The sequence below is a fragment of the Streptomyces sp. NPDC048411 genome, assembly GCF_040704695.1.
GTDB lineage: Bacteria > Actinomycetota > Actinomycetes > Streptomycetales > Streptomycetaceae > Streptomyces.
The window spans coordinates 1-13457 of record NZ_JBEZKL010000089.1 but is presented as its reverse complement, the minus strand read 5'-3'; the positions used below and the strand labels follow the sequence as shown (position 1 = coordinate 13457).

The 13457-nt window shown below is 70.6% G+C and carries 13 protein-coding genes and 1 pseudogene; 9 read left to right on the top strand and 5 right to left on the bottom strand.

All coding sequences use genetic code 11. The features are described 5' to 3' along the window. Window positions 1-72 precede the first annotated feature (72 nt). From AB0915_RS26510 to AB0915_RS26495, 4 genes are all read right to left on the bottom strand, one after another. The gene (locus AB0915_RS26510) at window positions 73-891 is read right to left on the bottom strand and encodes an SURF1 family protein (RefSeq protein WP_366693468.1); all 819 of its coding nucleotides are present in this window, start codon (window positions 889-891) and stop codon (window positions 73-75) included. Between the two features lie 71 nt (window positions 892-962). Further along, window positions 963-1196: a hypothetical protein gene (locus AB0915_RS26505; RefSeq protein ID WP_358860900.1), complete on the bottom strand. Its 234-nt coding sequence runs from the start codon at window positions 1194-1196 to the stop codon at window positions 963-965. Between the two features lie 64 nt (window positions 1197-1260). After that, window positions 1261-2292 (bottom strand): DEDDh family exonuclease, encoded by a 1032-nt coding sequence (locus AB0915_RS26500; RefSeq protein ID WP_366693454.1) that lies wholly within the window; start codon window positions 2290-2292, stop codon window positions 1261-1263. A 72-nt stretch (window positions 2293-2364) separates the two neighbouring features. After that, entirely contained in the window at window positions 2365-2991 is a 627-nt protein-coding gene (locus tag AB0915_RS26495) for a TetR family transcriptional regulator (RefSeq protein WP_366693453.1), read from the bottom strand. Between the two features lie 114 nt (window positions 2992-3105). Between AB0915_RS26495 and AB0915_RS26490 the strand changes: the two genes are divergently transcribed. The 9 genes and pseudogenes from AB0915_RS26490 (at window position 3106) to AB0915_RS26450 (ending at window position 11587) form a co-directional block, all read left to right on the top strand. Continuing rightward, complete coding sequence (locus tag AB0915_RS26490) at window positions 3106-3906, top strand: acetoacetate decarboxylase family protein (protein ID WP_366693452.1); 801 nt, start codon at window positions 3106-3108, stop codon at window positions 3904-3906. Next, window positions 3903-4787, top strand: coding sequence for an SDR family NAD(P)-dependent oxidoreductase (locus AB0915_RS26485; RefSeq protein WP_366693451.1), 885 nt, complete (start codon window positions 3903-3905; stop codon window positions 4785-4787). Before AB0915_RS26490 ends, AB0915_RS26485 begins: the two co-directional genes overlap by 4 nt. Before the next feature lie 10 nt (window positions 4788-4797). Beyond that, window positions 4798-6072, top strand: coding sequence for an amidohydrolase family protein (locus AB0915_RS26480; RefSeq protein WP_366693450.1), 1275 nt, complete (start codon window positions 4798-4800; stop codon window positions 6070-6072). Window positions 6073-6083: 11 nt separating this feature from the next. Continuing rightward, window positions 6084-7307 carry an amidohydrolase family protein gene (locus tag AB0915_RS26475; protein ID WP_366693449.1) on the top strand — a complete coding sequence of 408 codons (1224 nt, stop codon included), beginning with the start codon at window positions 6084-6086 and terminating at the stop codon, window positions 7305-7307. A 25-nt stretch (window positions 7308-7332) separates the two neighbouring features. Further along, window positions 7333-8046 (top strand): VIT family protein, encoded by a 714-nt coding sequence (locus AB0915_RS26470; RefSeq protein WP_366693448.1) that lies wholly within the window; start codon window positions 7333-7335, stop codon window positions 8044-8046. A 43-nt stretch (window positions 8047-8089) separates the two neighbouring features. Beyond that, window positions 8090-10114 (top strand): annotated as a pseudogene (locus AB0915_RS26465) (ATP-binding protein); the annotation flags it as partial. Then, on the top strand, window positions 10111-10554 hold the full coding sequence (locus AB0915_RS26460) for a roadblock/LC7 domain-containing protein (protein WP_366693447.1): 444 nt from the start codon (window positions 10111-10113) through the stop codon (window positions 10552-10554). The pseudogene AB0915_RS26465 and the gene AB0915_RS26460, both read left to right, overlap by 4 nt. Before the next feature lie 9 nt (window positions 10555-10563). Beyond that, window positions 10564-11001 carry a DUF742 domain-containing protein gene (locus tag AB0915_RS26455; protein ID WP_366693446.1) on the top strand — a complete coding sequence of 146 codons (438 nt, stop codon included), beginning with the start codon at window positions 10564-10566 and terminating at the stop codon, window positions 10999-11001. Next, window positions 10982-11587 (top strand): ATP/GTP-binding protein, encoded by a 606-nt coding sequence (locus AB0915_RS26450; RefSeq protein WP_366693445.1) that lies wholly within the window; start codon window positions 10982-10984, stop codon window positions 11585-11587. Before AB0915_RS26455 ends, AB0915_RS26450 begins: the two co-directional genes overlap by 20 nt. Window positions 11588-11754: 167 nt before the next feature. Here the strand turns inward: AB0915_RS26450 and glpK are convergent, their stop codons facing one another. Then, on the bottom strand, window positions 11755-13272 hold the full coding sequence (gene glpK / locus AB0915_RS26445) for a glycerol kinase GlpK (protein WP_366693444.1): 1518 nt from the start codon (window positions 13270-13272) through the stop codon (window positions 11755-11757). Window positions 13273-13457 lie beyond the last annotated feature (185 nt).

The following is a 13457-nucleotide window of genomic DNA, read 5'->3' as shown; positions in this document are numbered from 1 at the left end:
TCCCACAGGCGACCGCATGCCCGACATCACCGGCTCGTGGGCACGTGGCGGGCCGTCGCCGGGCAGGGCTGCTCAGGCAGTCGCGGGCGCGGGCTTCTCCGGCTGTTCCGGCTCCGGATCGCCTGCTGCCCCGGCCTTGGCCGCGGCCTCCGCCCGGTCGCGCTTCTCGCGCCGGGCCAGCACCACGTATCCGGCGGGGACACCGGCGGCGAACAGCCACCACTGGACCGCGTACGCCATGTGCGGACCGATGGAGCTGTCGTCCGGCGCCGCGATCAGCTCCGGAACATCGCCGGACGGTTCGGGGGCGGTCTGCTCGATGTAGCCGCCGAGGACCGGCCGGGAGAGCGCCTTGGCCTGCTGGGCGCTGTTGATCAGCATCACCTGGCGGTCCGGCAGGTCCGACAGGTCCTTGATGCCGCTGGTGCCCGTCGTCTCGTCGGCCTTGAGCCGTCCCGTGACGGTCACCTCGCCCGTGGGCACGGCCGGGATGTCCGGGAAGGCGCGCTGGTCGTCGGCGGTGGGGATCCAGCCCCGGTTGACCAGGACCGTACCGCCGCCCTTGAGGTCGAGCGGGATCAGTACGTGGAAGCCGACACTGCCGTCGGTGGAGGTCCGGCGGCGCACGACGACCTCGTGCTTCGTGTCGTACGTCCCCGTGGCCGTCACCGCACGCCAGTAGTCGGAGCGCGGGACCGTGTGACCGGGGGAGGTGAGCGTGGCGACCGGAACCGGCTTCGCCTTCAGGTTGTGCGAGATCAGGGAGTTCTGCGCCACCCGGTTCTCATGCCGGTGGAGCTGCCAGAAACCCAGCTCGACCATCGTGGGAATGAGGACGAGGGCGAGGAGGGCGAGGATCAGCCACTGCCGGGTCAACAGGAAGCGGTACACCCCACGACGGTACAACTGCGTCATGGGGTGCATCGCGGAGGGGGTGGCGGACGGTGTCGCGCGGCCGGGGCTCAGACTCTGTCGATGATGCCCACCTTCCCCTCGGCACGGGCGCAGTGCCCCCCGCAGAACCAGTGCCCGTCGACCTCGACACCCTGGCCGATGACCTGGACCCGGCAGTGCTCACAGATGGGTGCCATCCGGTGAATGGCGCAGGCGAAGCAGTCGAAGACATGCACCGCGCCCTGCGCGTGCACCTCGAACGACATGCCGTAGTCGTTTCCGCAAACCTCACAACGTGCCATGCGCCACAGGGTGGGACGCGGGGACGCCGGGCAGCGAGCGGCGGACGGGCGAGTCGCCCCCGGTTCACTCCGATGACGGCGTCGGCAGAGCAGGAGCAGGAGCCACGGGCGCCCCGGTCGTCGCCGACACCTCGGCCACATCTCTCAGCAGGTGGGTGAAGGCGCTCTCGTCCACGATCGGCGTGCCGAACGCCTTGGCCTTCACCGTCTTCGACGTCGCCGCGTCCGGGTCGTTGGTGACCAGCAGGCTGGTCAGCCGGGAGACGCTGGTCGCCACATGCAGCCCGGCCTCGACCGCCCGGTCCTCCAGCAGCTCACGGTCGACGGAGGTGTCCCCGGAGAACGCCACACGCATGCCCTGCATGAGCGGTTTGTCCCTGTCGTACCGCCCGGGGTTCGGATACGGGCAGGCGGGCCGCTTCCGAGAAGGGCGCCAGCTGTTCTGGCTGCCGTACGAGGGCTGATAGCCGACCCTCGGGGTCACCGGGGAGTCCGACCACTCGGTCAGTGGGCGGCACTCCAGCAGCGGCAGCCGCACCCCGTCGCGCGCCGCCGCATGCAGACTCGGCCGGAACGCCTCGGCCAGCACCCGGGCGTCGTCCAGCGCGTGGTGCGCACGCTGCTGCACGACTCCGAAGTGCGCGGCCAGCGACTCCAGCTTGTGGTTGGGCAGCGGCAGTCGCAGCTCCTTGGAGAGCGCGATCGTGCAGAGCCGCTGCTCGACCGGGGCGACGACCGCCGCGCGCGCGTACTCCCGGGCCAGCATCGACCAGTCGAAGGCGGCGTTGTGCGCGACCAGGACCCGGCCCGCGAGACGCTCCGACAGGGCGGCGGCGACCTCCGGGAAGAGTGGAGCTCCCTCCAGGACATCGCTGGTCAGACCGTGGATCCAGACGGGGCCGGGGTCCCGCTCCGGGTTGACGAGGGTGTACCAGTGGTCCTCGACATTGCCCTGCGCATCCAGCCGGTAGACGGCAGCGGAGATTATCCGGTCGTCGCGGGCGAGTCCGGTGGTCTCCACGTCGACGACCGCGTACCCCTGCGGGTAGGCGGTCGGCCACGGTGCTGCGGTCTGGCGGTCGTCGAGCATGGTCACAGAGAATACGGGCCGGTACTGACAGTCCCCTATCCGGGAGCCCTCTGTTCGACCGGTCCGGGGCCGCGGCTCCTACGTCCCGTCGCCCGCCAGCAGCCCGTTCACCAGCGCCCGCACGGACGCCGTGAACAGCCGGTCCTGGTCGGCCGGCCTGGCCAGTGCCCGGGCCAGCGCCGGGTCGTGCTCCGCGGTGGCCGCACTCCATAGATCACCCTCGCCGGGGGACTGGAGGGGGGAGCGTTCCCGGTTGCGTTCGACCAGCAGGAAGCCGACCGTCTGGAACTGCACCGCCCGCACCGCGTCGGCGGCCCGCGCCCCGCGCAGCCCCGCGGCGTGCACCTCATGGACGAGCGTCTGCTGCGCGGGCAGGAACATCCGTTCCGTGAGACCGCGTTCATGGACCATGGCGATCAAATGGGGGCGGGCGCGCAGTTCGCGGCGCAGCCCCCGGGCGACCGAGACGATCCTGGCCGCCGGGGTCCGGCCGGTGGGGCGGATGGCGCCCATCTCCTGGACGGTGTGTTCCACCAGGGCGTCGAGCAGCGACTCGCGATTGCCGACATGCCAGTAGATCGAGGTGACGGCCGTGCCCAGCTCGGCGGCCAGCTTGCGCATCGTGAGGGCCTCCGGGCCGTGCTGCCGCACCAGGACGGCAGCGGCCTCCAGCACCTCTTCACGGGTCAGCGACGATCGCGGCACAGTGCTCCCAGCTTTCCGGACTCCGTTACATGCACGCCTATTTACCCTTCATCCAGCCCGGTGTAACTGTGTTACAGAACCCGGGCACGGACAACCGAGAAGGGTGGTACGTCCATGGCACGTGTACGGTACGGCGCGCGCACCGACGCCGAGATCGCGGCGGCCCGCACAGCCCGCTCCCGCCTCCCCGACATCTGGTCCACCGGTGTGGTCGCCGTCTGGGAGAGCGACCCCGACGCGGTGGCGGCCGTTCTCCCGCCGCCTCTCAAACCCGCCGAACGCCCGCTCGTCCGCGCCAACATCAGCAAGGTCGATCTGCCCGGCCATCCGCTCGGCGCGGGCTCCGTCGCCGTCGCCGCCGTGCACGACGGGCACGAGGGCTGGTACCCGCTCGTCATGCCGATGACCCATGAGCGGGCGCTGATCGGCGGCCGCGAGGTCTTCGGCGAACCGAAGAAGCTGGGCGAGGTGAGCGTCGAGCGCGACGGACTCGTCGTCCGGGCCGCGCTCGTCCGGCACGGCATCGCGTTCGTCGAGGTGCGGGGCGCGGTCGCCGAACAGTTGCCGCTGCCCGAACCGGCGGAGAAGCTCGACTTCTACTTCAAGTTCCTGCCCGCCGTGGACGGCGAGGGCTTCGACGCCGATCCCGTCCTCATCCACTGCACCCGCCACGAGAAGGTCCGCAAGCTGGAGCGGCTCTCCGGCGATGTGGTGCTGCGCGAGTCGATGTACGACCCGGTCGCCGACCTTCCGGTACGCCGGCTGATCGATCTGACCATCGGCGAGAAGACCAGCGACCAGCAGGGCAGGGCCGTCGAACGGGTGAGCGCCGAGGCGCTGCTGCCGTACATCCACCAGCGCTACGACGACCCGCAGCAGATCCACGACGGTCCGCCGCAGGGCAGCGTCCGATGAGGCTGGAGCAGGGGCAGGTCGCCGTCGTCACCGGAGCGGCGAGCGGCATCGGGCTCGCCATGGCCCGCAGGTTCGCGGCCGAGGGACTGAACGTCGTCCTCGCCGATGTGGAGGAGAGCGCGCTCGACAAGGCGGCGGGCGAGCTGCGCGAGGAGGGTGCGCAGGTGCTGGCCCGGGTGGTCGACGTCAGTGAGCGGGACTCCGTACAGGCGCTCGCCGACGACGCGTACGACACCTTCGGCGCCGTCCATGTGCTGTGCAACAACGCAGGGGTCGGCTCCGGCGCCGAGGGCCGGATGTGGGAGCACGAGCCGAACGACTGGAAGTGGGCGTTCGCGGTCAATGTGTGGGGCGTCTTCCACGGCATCCAGGCCTTTGTGCCACGCATGATCGAGGGCGGCGAGCCGGGCCGGGTCGTCAACACCTCCTCCGGCGACGGCGGGATCGCACCCCTGCCGACCGCCTCCGTGTACGCGGTCACCAAGTCCGCCGTCGTCACCATGACCGAGTCGCTGTACGCGCATCTGAAGGCGGAGGGCGCGGCGGTCGGCGCATCGGTGCTCTTCCCGGGCCCGCACATGCTCCGTACCGGACTGTGGGAGTCGCACCGCAACCGGCCCGAGCGGTACGCCAAGGAGCGGCCGCGCCGAACCCCGTACCGCAGCCTCGACCAGTGGGAGTCCGCCATGAGGGCGGCGGGCCACGAGGTCGAGTTCACACCCGTGGAGGAGGTCGCGGGGGCCGTCGTGGACGGGATCCGCGCCGACCGATTCTGGATGCTGCCGCCGAGCGAACACAGCGACCGGCAGATCCGCGCCAGGTCGCAGTCGATGCTCGACCGGGCGAACCCGTCGTACCTGGAGCGCTTCATACTCGACTGAGGGGCGAGCGATGACCGACCCGTATCTGATCATCTCCTCCGACTGCCACGCCGGGCTGCCCACCGAGGAGTACCGGCCCTATCTGGACGCCCGCTTCCACCGGGAGTTCGACGACTTCCTCGCCGGCCGGGAGCGCCGGCGCGAGGAGATGACCCGCCTCGGCGTACGCAACGAAGCCTTCGCCGACAAGTGGTTCCACGACAACGAGGAAGGCCTGAGGGGAGGTTGGGACGCCAGCCGGCGTCTCAAGGAGCTGGACGGAGACGGGGTGGCGGCCGAGGTCGTCTTCCCCGACGCGGACGCCGTCGACAGTCGGACCGCCGCCCCGTTCGGTGTCGGCCTCGGCCTCTCCGGCGACCAGGATCCGGAACTCGGCATGGCAGGCGCGCAGGCCCACAACCGCTGGCTCGCCGAATTCGTCGCACAGAACCCCGAACGGCACTGCGGTGTCGCCCTGTTGCCCGTCACCGGCGATGTCGACCGGGTCGTTGCCGAGATCCACCGTGCGAAGGAGTCCGGGCTCGGGGCGCTGATGATCCCCGCCATGTGGGTGGACAAGACCCCATACCACGACCGTCGTTACGACCCCGTGTGGGCAGCCGCCGCCGAAACGGGGATGCCGGTCGTCACCCACTCCGGCGCGGCCCCGCGCCACGAGTACGGCGACCACCTCGGCATCTACGTCTCCGAGGTCACCTGGTGGCCGTCCCGACCGCTCTGGTTCCTGCTCTGGTCGGGCGCCTTCGAACGCCACCCGGGGCTGAGGTTCGGCGTCGCCGAGTCCGGCTGCTGGTGGCTGCCGAACCTCCTCTGGTTCATGGACCGGCTCTACCTCGGCGCCCACGGCGGAAAGAAACTTTCGCCGTTCGCAGAACTGAAGCGGCCCCCGCACGAGTACCTGGACCGCCAGGTCTTCATCTGCGCCACCAACACCAAGCGCCGTGAGCTCGCCCAGCGGTACGAGATCGGCGTCGACAACATCCTGTGGGGCAGCGACTTCCCGCACCCCGAAGGCACCTGGCCGAACACCGCGAACTGGCTGCGCACCACCTTCCATGACATTCCGGTCGCCGAGACCCGCCGGATGCTGGGCCTCGCCGCCGCCGAGGTCTTCGGCTTCGACACGGCGAAGCTCGCGCCGATCGCCCGGCGCATCGGCCCGACCCCCGACGACCTCGGCCAGCCAGCGGACCAGGCAGCGGTCGAAGCGTCCTGGGCGCGTTCGCGCGAGGTCGGCCGGCACTGGCTGACGGACCACGACTTCCCGGTCCTGGGGGTTCGGTGATGGGCCGGCACATGGACCGCTACACGGTCATCTCCGCCGACTGCCACGCGGGCGCCGACCTCCTCGACTACAAGCCGTACCTGGAGAAGAGGTACCACGACGACTTCGACGCCTGGGCGGCCGGCTATGTCAATCCGTACGAGGACCTCCTCGCCGACATCGCCGACCGCAACTGGAACTCCGGGCGCCGCCTCGCCGAACTGACGGCGGACGGCATCGTCGCGGAGGTCGTCTTCCCCAACACGATTCCGCCGTTCTTCCCCTCCGCCTCCCTGGTGGCCCCCGCACCCTCACCGGTGGAGTACGAACAGCGCTGGGCGGGCCTGCGCGCCCACAACCGCTGGCTCGCCGACTTCTGCGCCGACGCGCCCGGCCGGCGGGCGGGTGTCGCGCAGATCCTCCTGGGCGACCCGGCGGAGGCGGTCCGCGAGGTCCGCCGCACCAGGGAGGCGGGGCTCACCGGCGGCATCCTGCTGCCCGGCACCCCGCCCGGCTGCGGCATCCCGGAGCTGTACTCCCAGGTGTACGACCCGCTCTGGGCGGTCTGTGAGGAACTGGACGTACCGGTGAACCACCACGGAGGGTCGGCCTCCCCGCCGCTCGGAGACGAACCGGCGGCGCGCGCCGTCTTCATGGTGGAGACGACGTGGTTCTCCCACCGCGCACTGTGGCATTTGATCTTCGGCGGGGCATTCCGCCGCCACCCCGGGCTGAAACTGGTCCTCACCGAACAGGGCTCGGGCTGGATACCGGGCGTCGTCGAGATGCTCGACTACTACCACGGCCGCCTGGTCGCGGCGGCCGGCCGGGCAGCAACCGCAGAGTCCAAGTTCGGTGCGGGGCTTGCCGCTTCGATGGGGGCAAGCCCCGGCGAGATCTGGCGTGACAACTGCTTCGTCGGCGCCAGCTTCATGCGTCCCCACGAGGTTCCGCTGCGCGACCGGATCGGCCTCGACAAGATCATGTGGGGCAGCGACTACCCGCACGACGAGGGCACCGCCCCCTACTCACGGGAGGGCCTGCGGATCGCGTACGCCGGACTCCCGCCCGACGAGATCGCGGCGATGGTCGGCGGCAACGCGGCCCGCGTCTACGGCTTCGACCTGGCCGCGCTCGACCGTATCGCCGCAACCGTCGGCCCGACGGTCGAGGAGATCGCCGAGCCCTTGACGGAGGTCCCGGCCGACGCGACCAGCCCGGCCTTCGCGCCGGGCGGGTCGGTCCGCGTCTGGTGACGGGGCGGGGTGAGACCATCCCCGGGTGACGGATACCCGGGTGCATGACGAGCCCCATGGCGACGGCCTGGGCGCGCGGCTGAACTGGCTGCGCGCCGCGGTCCTCGGTGCCAACGACGGCGTGGTCTCCACCGCGGGCCTCGTCGTCGGTGTCGCCGGAGCTACCAACGACCGCGGCACCCTGCTGACAGCGGGCCTGGCCGGGCTGCTGGCCGGTTCGATGTCGATGGCGGCGGGCGAATACGTATCGGTCTCCACCCAGCGAGACTCGGAACAGGCTGCACTGGCCACGGAGAAACGGGAGCTGAAGGAGACCCCGGAGGCGGAACTCGTCGAACTGACCAGCCTGTTGGAGGGAAAGGGCCTCAGCCACGAAGTCGCCCGCGAGGCCGCCCTCCAGCTCACCGACCGCGACGCGCTGCGCGCCCACGCGGAAGTCGAGCTGGGCATCAACCCGGACGTCCTGACGAACCCCTGGCACGCGGCGGGCGCCAGCTTCTTGGCGTTCACGGTGGGCGCCCTGCTGCCGCTGCTGGCGATCGTGCTGCCGCCGTCGTCGGTACGCCTGATCATCACGGTCCTGGCGGTCCTGGCCGCGCTGGCGCTCACGGGGTGGTGGAGCGCACGACTGGGCGACGCGGCGGTGGGGCGTGCGGTACTGCGGAACATGGGCGGGGGAGCGGTGGCGATGGCGGTGACCTACGGGGCGGGGGCGTTGCTGGGGGCGGTGGGGGTCTAGGGCGTGTTTCGAAAGTCCCGCCTGCCAGGCGTCGCCAGGCATCCAGGACCGCGGCAAGCCCGCCGGATACAGCGTTCTGATCAAGGCCGGCGTCGCGGGTGTGCTCGGCTTCCTCGCCCTGCTCGTCTCCGTCTTCGTCTCCGTACGCATCGGCCGTGAGCTCGTCCGCGACCTTTCCCGGCTCCGTAAGGACGCCCACGAGGTCTCCGGCGTACGGCTGCCGAGCGTGATGCGCCGCCTTGCCGCGGGCGAGCACGTCGACGTCGAGACCGAAGCCCCGCAGCTGAGGTACGAGAAGGACGAGATCGGCCAGGTCGGCCAGGCACTCAACACGCTGCAACGCGCTGCCGTCGAGGCCGCGGTCAAGCAGGCCGACATGCGCCGCGGTGTCTCCGAGGTCTTCGTCAACCTGGCCCGCCGCAACCAGGTGCTGCTGCACCGCCAGTTGACGCTGCTGGACGCCATGGAGCGCCGGACGGAGAACACCGACGAACTCGCGGATCTCTTCCGCCTGGACCACCTCACCACCCGCATGAGGCGGCACGCCGAGGGCCTCGTGATCCTCTCCGGAGCCGCGCCGTCCCGGCAGTGGCGCAAGCCGATCCAGCTGATGGACGTGGTGCGCGCGGCCGTCGCCGAGGTCGAGGACTACGAGCGCATCGAGGTCCGCCGACTGCCGCGCCTCGGCGTGGGCGGGCCGGCCGTCGCCGACCTCACGCACCTGATCGCCGAACTCCTGGAGAACGCCACCGTGTTCTCACCCCCGCACACCGCGGTCCAGGTGCACGGCGAACGCGTCGCGAACGGCTTCACGCTCGAGATCCACGACCGTGGCCTCGGCATGCCGCCCGAGGTCCTCCTGGACGCCAATCTGCGGCTCGCCGAGACACCGGAGTTCGAGCTCTCCGACACCGACCGGCTCGGCCTCTTCGTGGTGAGCCGACTGGCTCAGCGGCAGAACGTCCGGGTCTCACTGCAGACCTCTCCGTACGGAGGCACCACCGCCGTCGTCTTCATTCCGGCGGCCCTGCTCACCGATGCCGCCGATACGCTCGGCTCGGGATTCCGCCTCGACCGACGGGCCGAGAAGTCGATCGGCAGCGGCAGGACCGGTAAGGAGGCGCCGCGCAGCGACAAGAACCGCAGGGACGACGTGGCGGAGCGGCGGACAGCCGATCGCGCGGGCGAGGCCAGGCCCGGCGTACTCGCTCCGGTCTCCAGCGGGCTCGCGGACCCGACCGTCCTGGACGGACCGGTCGAACTCGAAGGGCCGGTCGACGCACTCGGCTTCATGCCGGACCCCCTACGCGAATCCCTACTCGATCCGGCTCTTGACGCAGTGTCCGACATCGAAGACACCGAGAGCGAACGCGGTGGCATCTTCCGCGCCCGTGACCTCCGTCGTGACGCCGACCGCGAACAGCACCAGCAGACGTCCGACCGGATCTCCGGACCCACGGCCGATGTCCGGGCGATGCGCCCCGGCGGCCCGGTTCCGCTGCCCCGCCGCAAGCCACCGACGCTGGTCACCGACCGCGGCCGCCGCGTCGACGAGGCCGGCCGCGGGCACTCGACGACCACCGACCAGGAGCCGACGCACACCGGAAGGGACACCGGCGCGTCCTCGTACGACAACGGCCGTTCCACCTATGCCCCCGGGCAGTCCATCAGCGACGCCTGGGTCTCCGCCGCCACCCGGCGGCCCACCGAACCCCGGCAGCCCACCGGCTTCCGGATATCCACCGAGCGCGCCGCACCCGCGTCGGCACCCCCTGAAGCAACGCCACCGACCGCACCCCCCTCGCACCCGGGAACCGTGGGCGGACTGCCCCGCCGGATCCGGCAGGCCAACCTCGCCCCGCAGCTCCGCGACACATCCGGCGGACGTGCTTGCGAGCCGGCCCGAGCGGAACCGGCCGAGGACATCGAGCGGGACGCGGACGAGGTACGCAGCCGAATGGCCTCGCTGCAACGCGGCTGGCAGCGCGGCCGTCGGCAGAACGCCGAGGAAGCGACCGGGCCCGGTGAGACAGCTCAAGGAACCACTCCGGGAGGGGACGGTCGATGACAGCACCGAACGCCGCAGCATCCAACGCCACACGCCAGGGATCCGGCGAACTCAACTGGCTGCTCGACGAACTCGTCGAGCGTGTCGGCAGCATCCGCAAGGCTCTGGTGCTCTCCAGCGACGGCCTCCCCACCGGCACGTCCCAGGCCCTGACCCGGGAGGACAGTGAGCATCTGGCGGCCGTCGCCTCCGGATTCCACAGCCTCGCCAAGGGCGTCGGGCGCCACTTCGACGCAGGCCGTGTCCGTCAGACCGTCGTCGAACTCGACGAGGCGTTCCTCTTCGTCACGGCTGCTGGCGACGGCAGCTGTCTCGCCGTGCTGGCCGACTCGGACTCCGACGTGGGGCAGGTGGCGTACGAGATGACGCTGATGGTCAAGCGTGTGGGGGCACACCTGGCCAACGCCCCACGGACGCCCGGTCAGCCTGCCGGAGGGTGAGGGGCGGGCATGAGCGCTGACTCGTCCCGGGCCACACCCCCCGGATCTCCGGCCGCTCCCACCGACCCGCAGTCGTCACGCTGGTACGACGCCGACGCGGGGCCGGTGGTCCGTCCGTACGCGATGACCCGGGGCCGTACCAGCAGCGCGTCCCGCCACCGTCTCGACCTGATCGCGATTGTCGTCCCCGAACCGGCGGCCGACGACCCCGGCCGGGACCAGACGCTCTCCCCGGAACACGTGGAGATCGTCGAACTCTGCAGCACCATGCCCCAGTCGATCGCTGAGCTGGCGTCCGGTCTGGATCTCCCCGTCGGGGTGGTCCGGGTGCTGGTCGGCGATCTCGTCGAGGACGAGCTGGTGCATGTGACCCGTCCCGTTCCTCCGGCCGAGCTGCCGGACGTGAACATTCTTCGCGAGGTGATCAATGGCCTTCGGGCGCTCTAGCCGCAGCAGGCGGCCCGTGGAGCCGGTTACCTTGAAAATCCTGGTGGCGGGCGGCTTCGGCGTGGGCAAGACAACGTTGGTGGGCGCGGTCAGCGAGATCAGACCACTGCGGACGGAGGAGCGGCTGAGCGAGGCCGGCCGCCCGGTGGACGACACGGCCGGAGTCGAGTCCAAGACCACCACCACGGTGGCCATGGACTTCGGGCGGATCACGCTCCGCGAGGACCTGGTGCTGTATCTCTTCGGCACACCGGGGCAGGACCGGTTCTGGTTCCTCTGGGACGAACTGGCCCAGGGCGCCCTGGGCGCGGTCGTCCTCGCCGACACCCGGCGTCTGGAGGACTGCTTCGCGGCCGTCGACTACTTCGAGCGGCGCGCGATCCCGTTCACTGTCGCCGTCAACTGCTTCGAGGGAGCCGACCGGTTCCCGACAGAGACGGTGCAGGCGGCGCTGGACCTCGACCCCGAGGTACCGGTGCTCATGTGCGATGCGCGCGAACGGTCCTCGGTACGGGACGTGCTGGTGGCGGTCGTCGAGCACGCACTTGCCCACGCGGACCGGCTCCGCGAGCCGGCCACCACCTGAGCACAGTGGCGGAACGCGGCCCGTACCCCCACAGACCGGGGTTCGGGCCGCGCGTCGTGGGTCCGCCGGATGCGGGATTGCGCAGGGAACCGCGTACTCCGGGACCGGGCACGGGCCCATGTCCCCAGCCGCCTCCGGAACCGCGAACGGGCCGGTGTACCGAGCCTCTACCTGCTGCCGGCGCCCTCCTCCTCCCAGCCCAGGCTCCGCTCCACGGCCTTGCGCCAGTTGTCGTACTCGCGCTCACGGATCTCCGGCTCCATGCGCGGCTCCCACTCCACATCGCGCTGCCAGTGCGTCTTGAGCTCGTCGAGCCCCGACCACACCCCGGTCGCAAGCCCCGCCGCGTACGCCGCGCCCAGGCACGTGGTCTCGGAGATCTTCGGCCGGATCACCGGAACCCCAAGAACATCCGCCTGGTGCTGCATGAGCAGCCGGTTCGCCGTCATCCCGCCGTCCACCTTGAGCGTCGTGATCGGCACTCCCGAGTCCTGGTACATCGCGTCGACGACCTCACGCGTCTGCCAGCTGGTCGCCTCCAGAACGGCGCGGGCCAGATGTGCCTTGGTGACGTAACCCGTGAGCCCGGTGATGACCCCCCGGGCGTCCGAACGCCAGTAGGGGGCGAACAGCCCGGAGAATGCAGGGACGACGTACGCCCCGCCGTTGTCGTCGACGCTCGCCGCCAGCGTCTCGATCTCCTCGGCGCTCCGGATGATCCCGAGCTGGTCGCGGAACCACTGGACGAGCGCCCCGGTGATCGCGATCGAGCCCTCCAGGCAGTAGACGGGGGCCTGGTCGCCGATCTTGTAGCCGAGCGTGGTGATCAGCCCGCTCTTCGACGGCACGGGCCTGTTCCCGGTGTTGAGGAGCAGGAAACTCCCGGTGCCGTACGTGTTCTTGGCGGTACCCGGCTCGTAACAGGCCTGTCCGAAGACCGCCGCCTGCTGGTCGCCGAGCGCGGAGGCCACGGGCACCCCGGCGAGTGCGCCGACCGCCGTCCCGTACACCTCCGCCGACGACCGGATCTCCGGAAGCACCGCCGCCGGGACGTTCATCGCCGTGAGGATCGACGGATCCCACTCCAGCGTCTCCAGATTCATCAGCATCGTGCGCGACGCATTCGTCACGTCCGTGACATGGACGCCGCCGTCCGTGCCGCCGGTGAGATTCCAGATCAGCCAGGAGTCCATGGTGCCGAAGGCGATCTCGCCCCGCTCGGCGTGGCTCCGCAGGCCCGGTACGTGGTCCAGCAGCCAGGCGGCCTTGGGGCCGGAGAAGTAACTGGCCAGTGGCAGCCCGGTAATGTCCCGGAAGCGGTCCTGACCGTCCGCGCCGCCGAGCTCATGGCAGAGGGCGGCCGTACGGGTGTCCTGCCAGACGATGGCGTTGTGCACGGGCTGCCCGGTCGCCCGGTCCCAGAGCACGGTCGTCTCGCGCTGGTTGGTGATGCCGAGCGCGCTGAGCTGCTGTGCCCGCAGCCCGGCATTGGTGAGCGCACCCGCCACCACGGCCTGGACCGTGGTCCAGATCTCGGTGGCATCGTGCTCCACCCAGCCGGGTTTCGGGAAGATCTGGCGGTGCTCGCGCTGGTCGACGGCGACAATCGCGCCGTCCTGGTCGAAGATGATGCAGCGGCTTGATGTGGTGCCCTGATCGATGGCGGCGACAAACCTGCCCGTCATGACGTCCCCTTGTCGCAAGGTCGAGAAGCCGAAGTGGCAGAACCTGGATGACCGGAACCCGGATGGGCTAGCGCGTGTTTCGAAAGGAGCGTCGTCCGCCCGTAGGGCGGGCCTGGCGGCGTCTGGTGCGTGCGATCGCAAGGCGGAGGGTCGCCCCGATACTGGGTGTATCGGGGCGAGCCCGA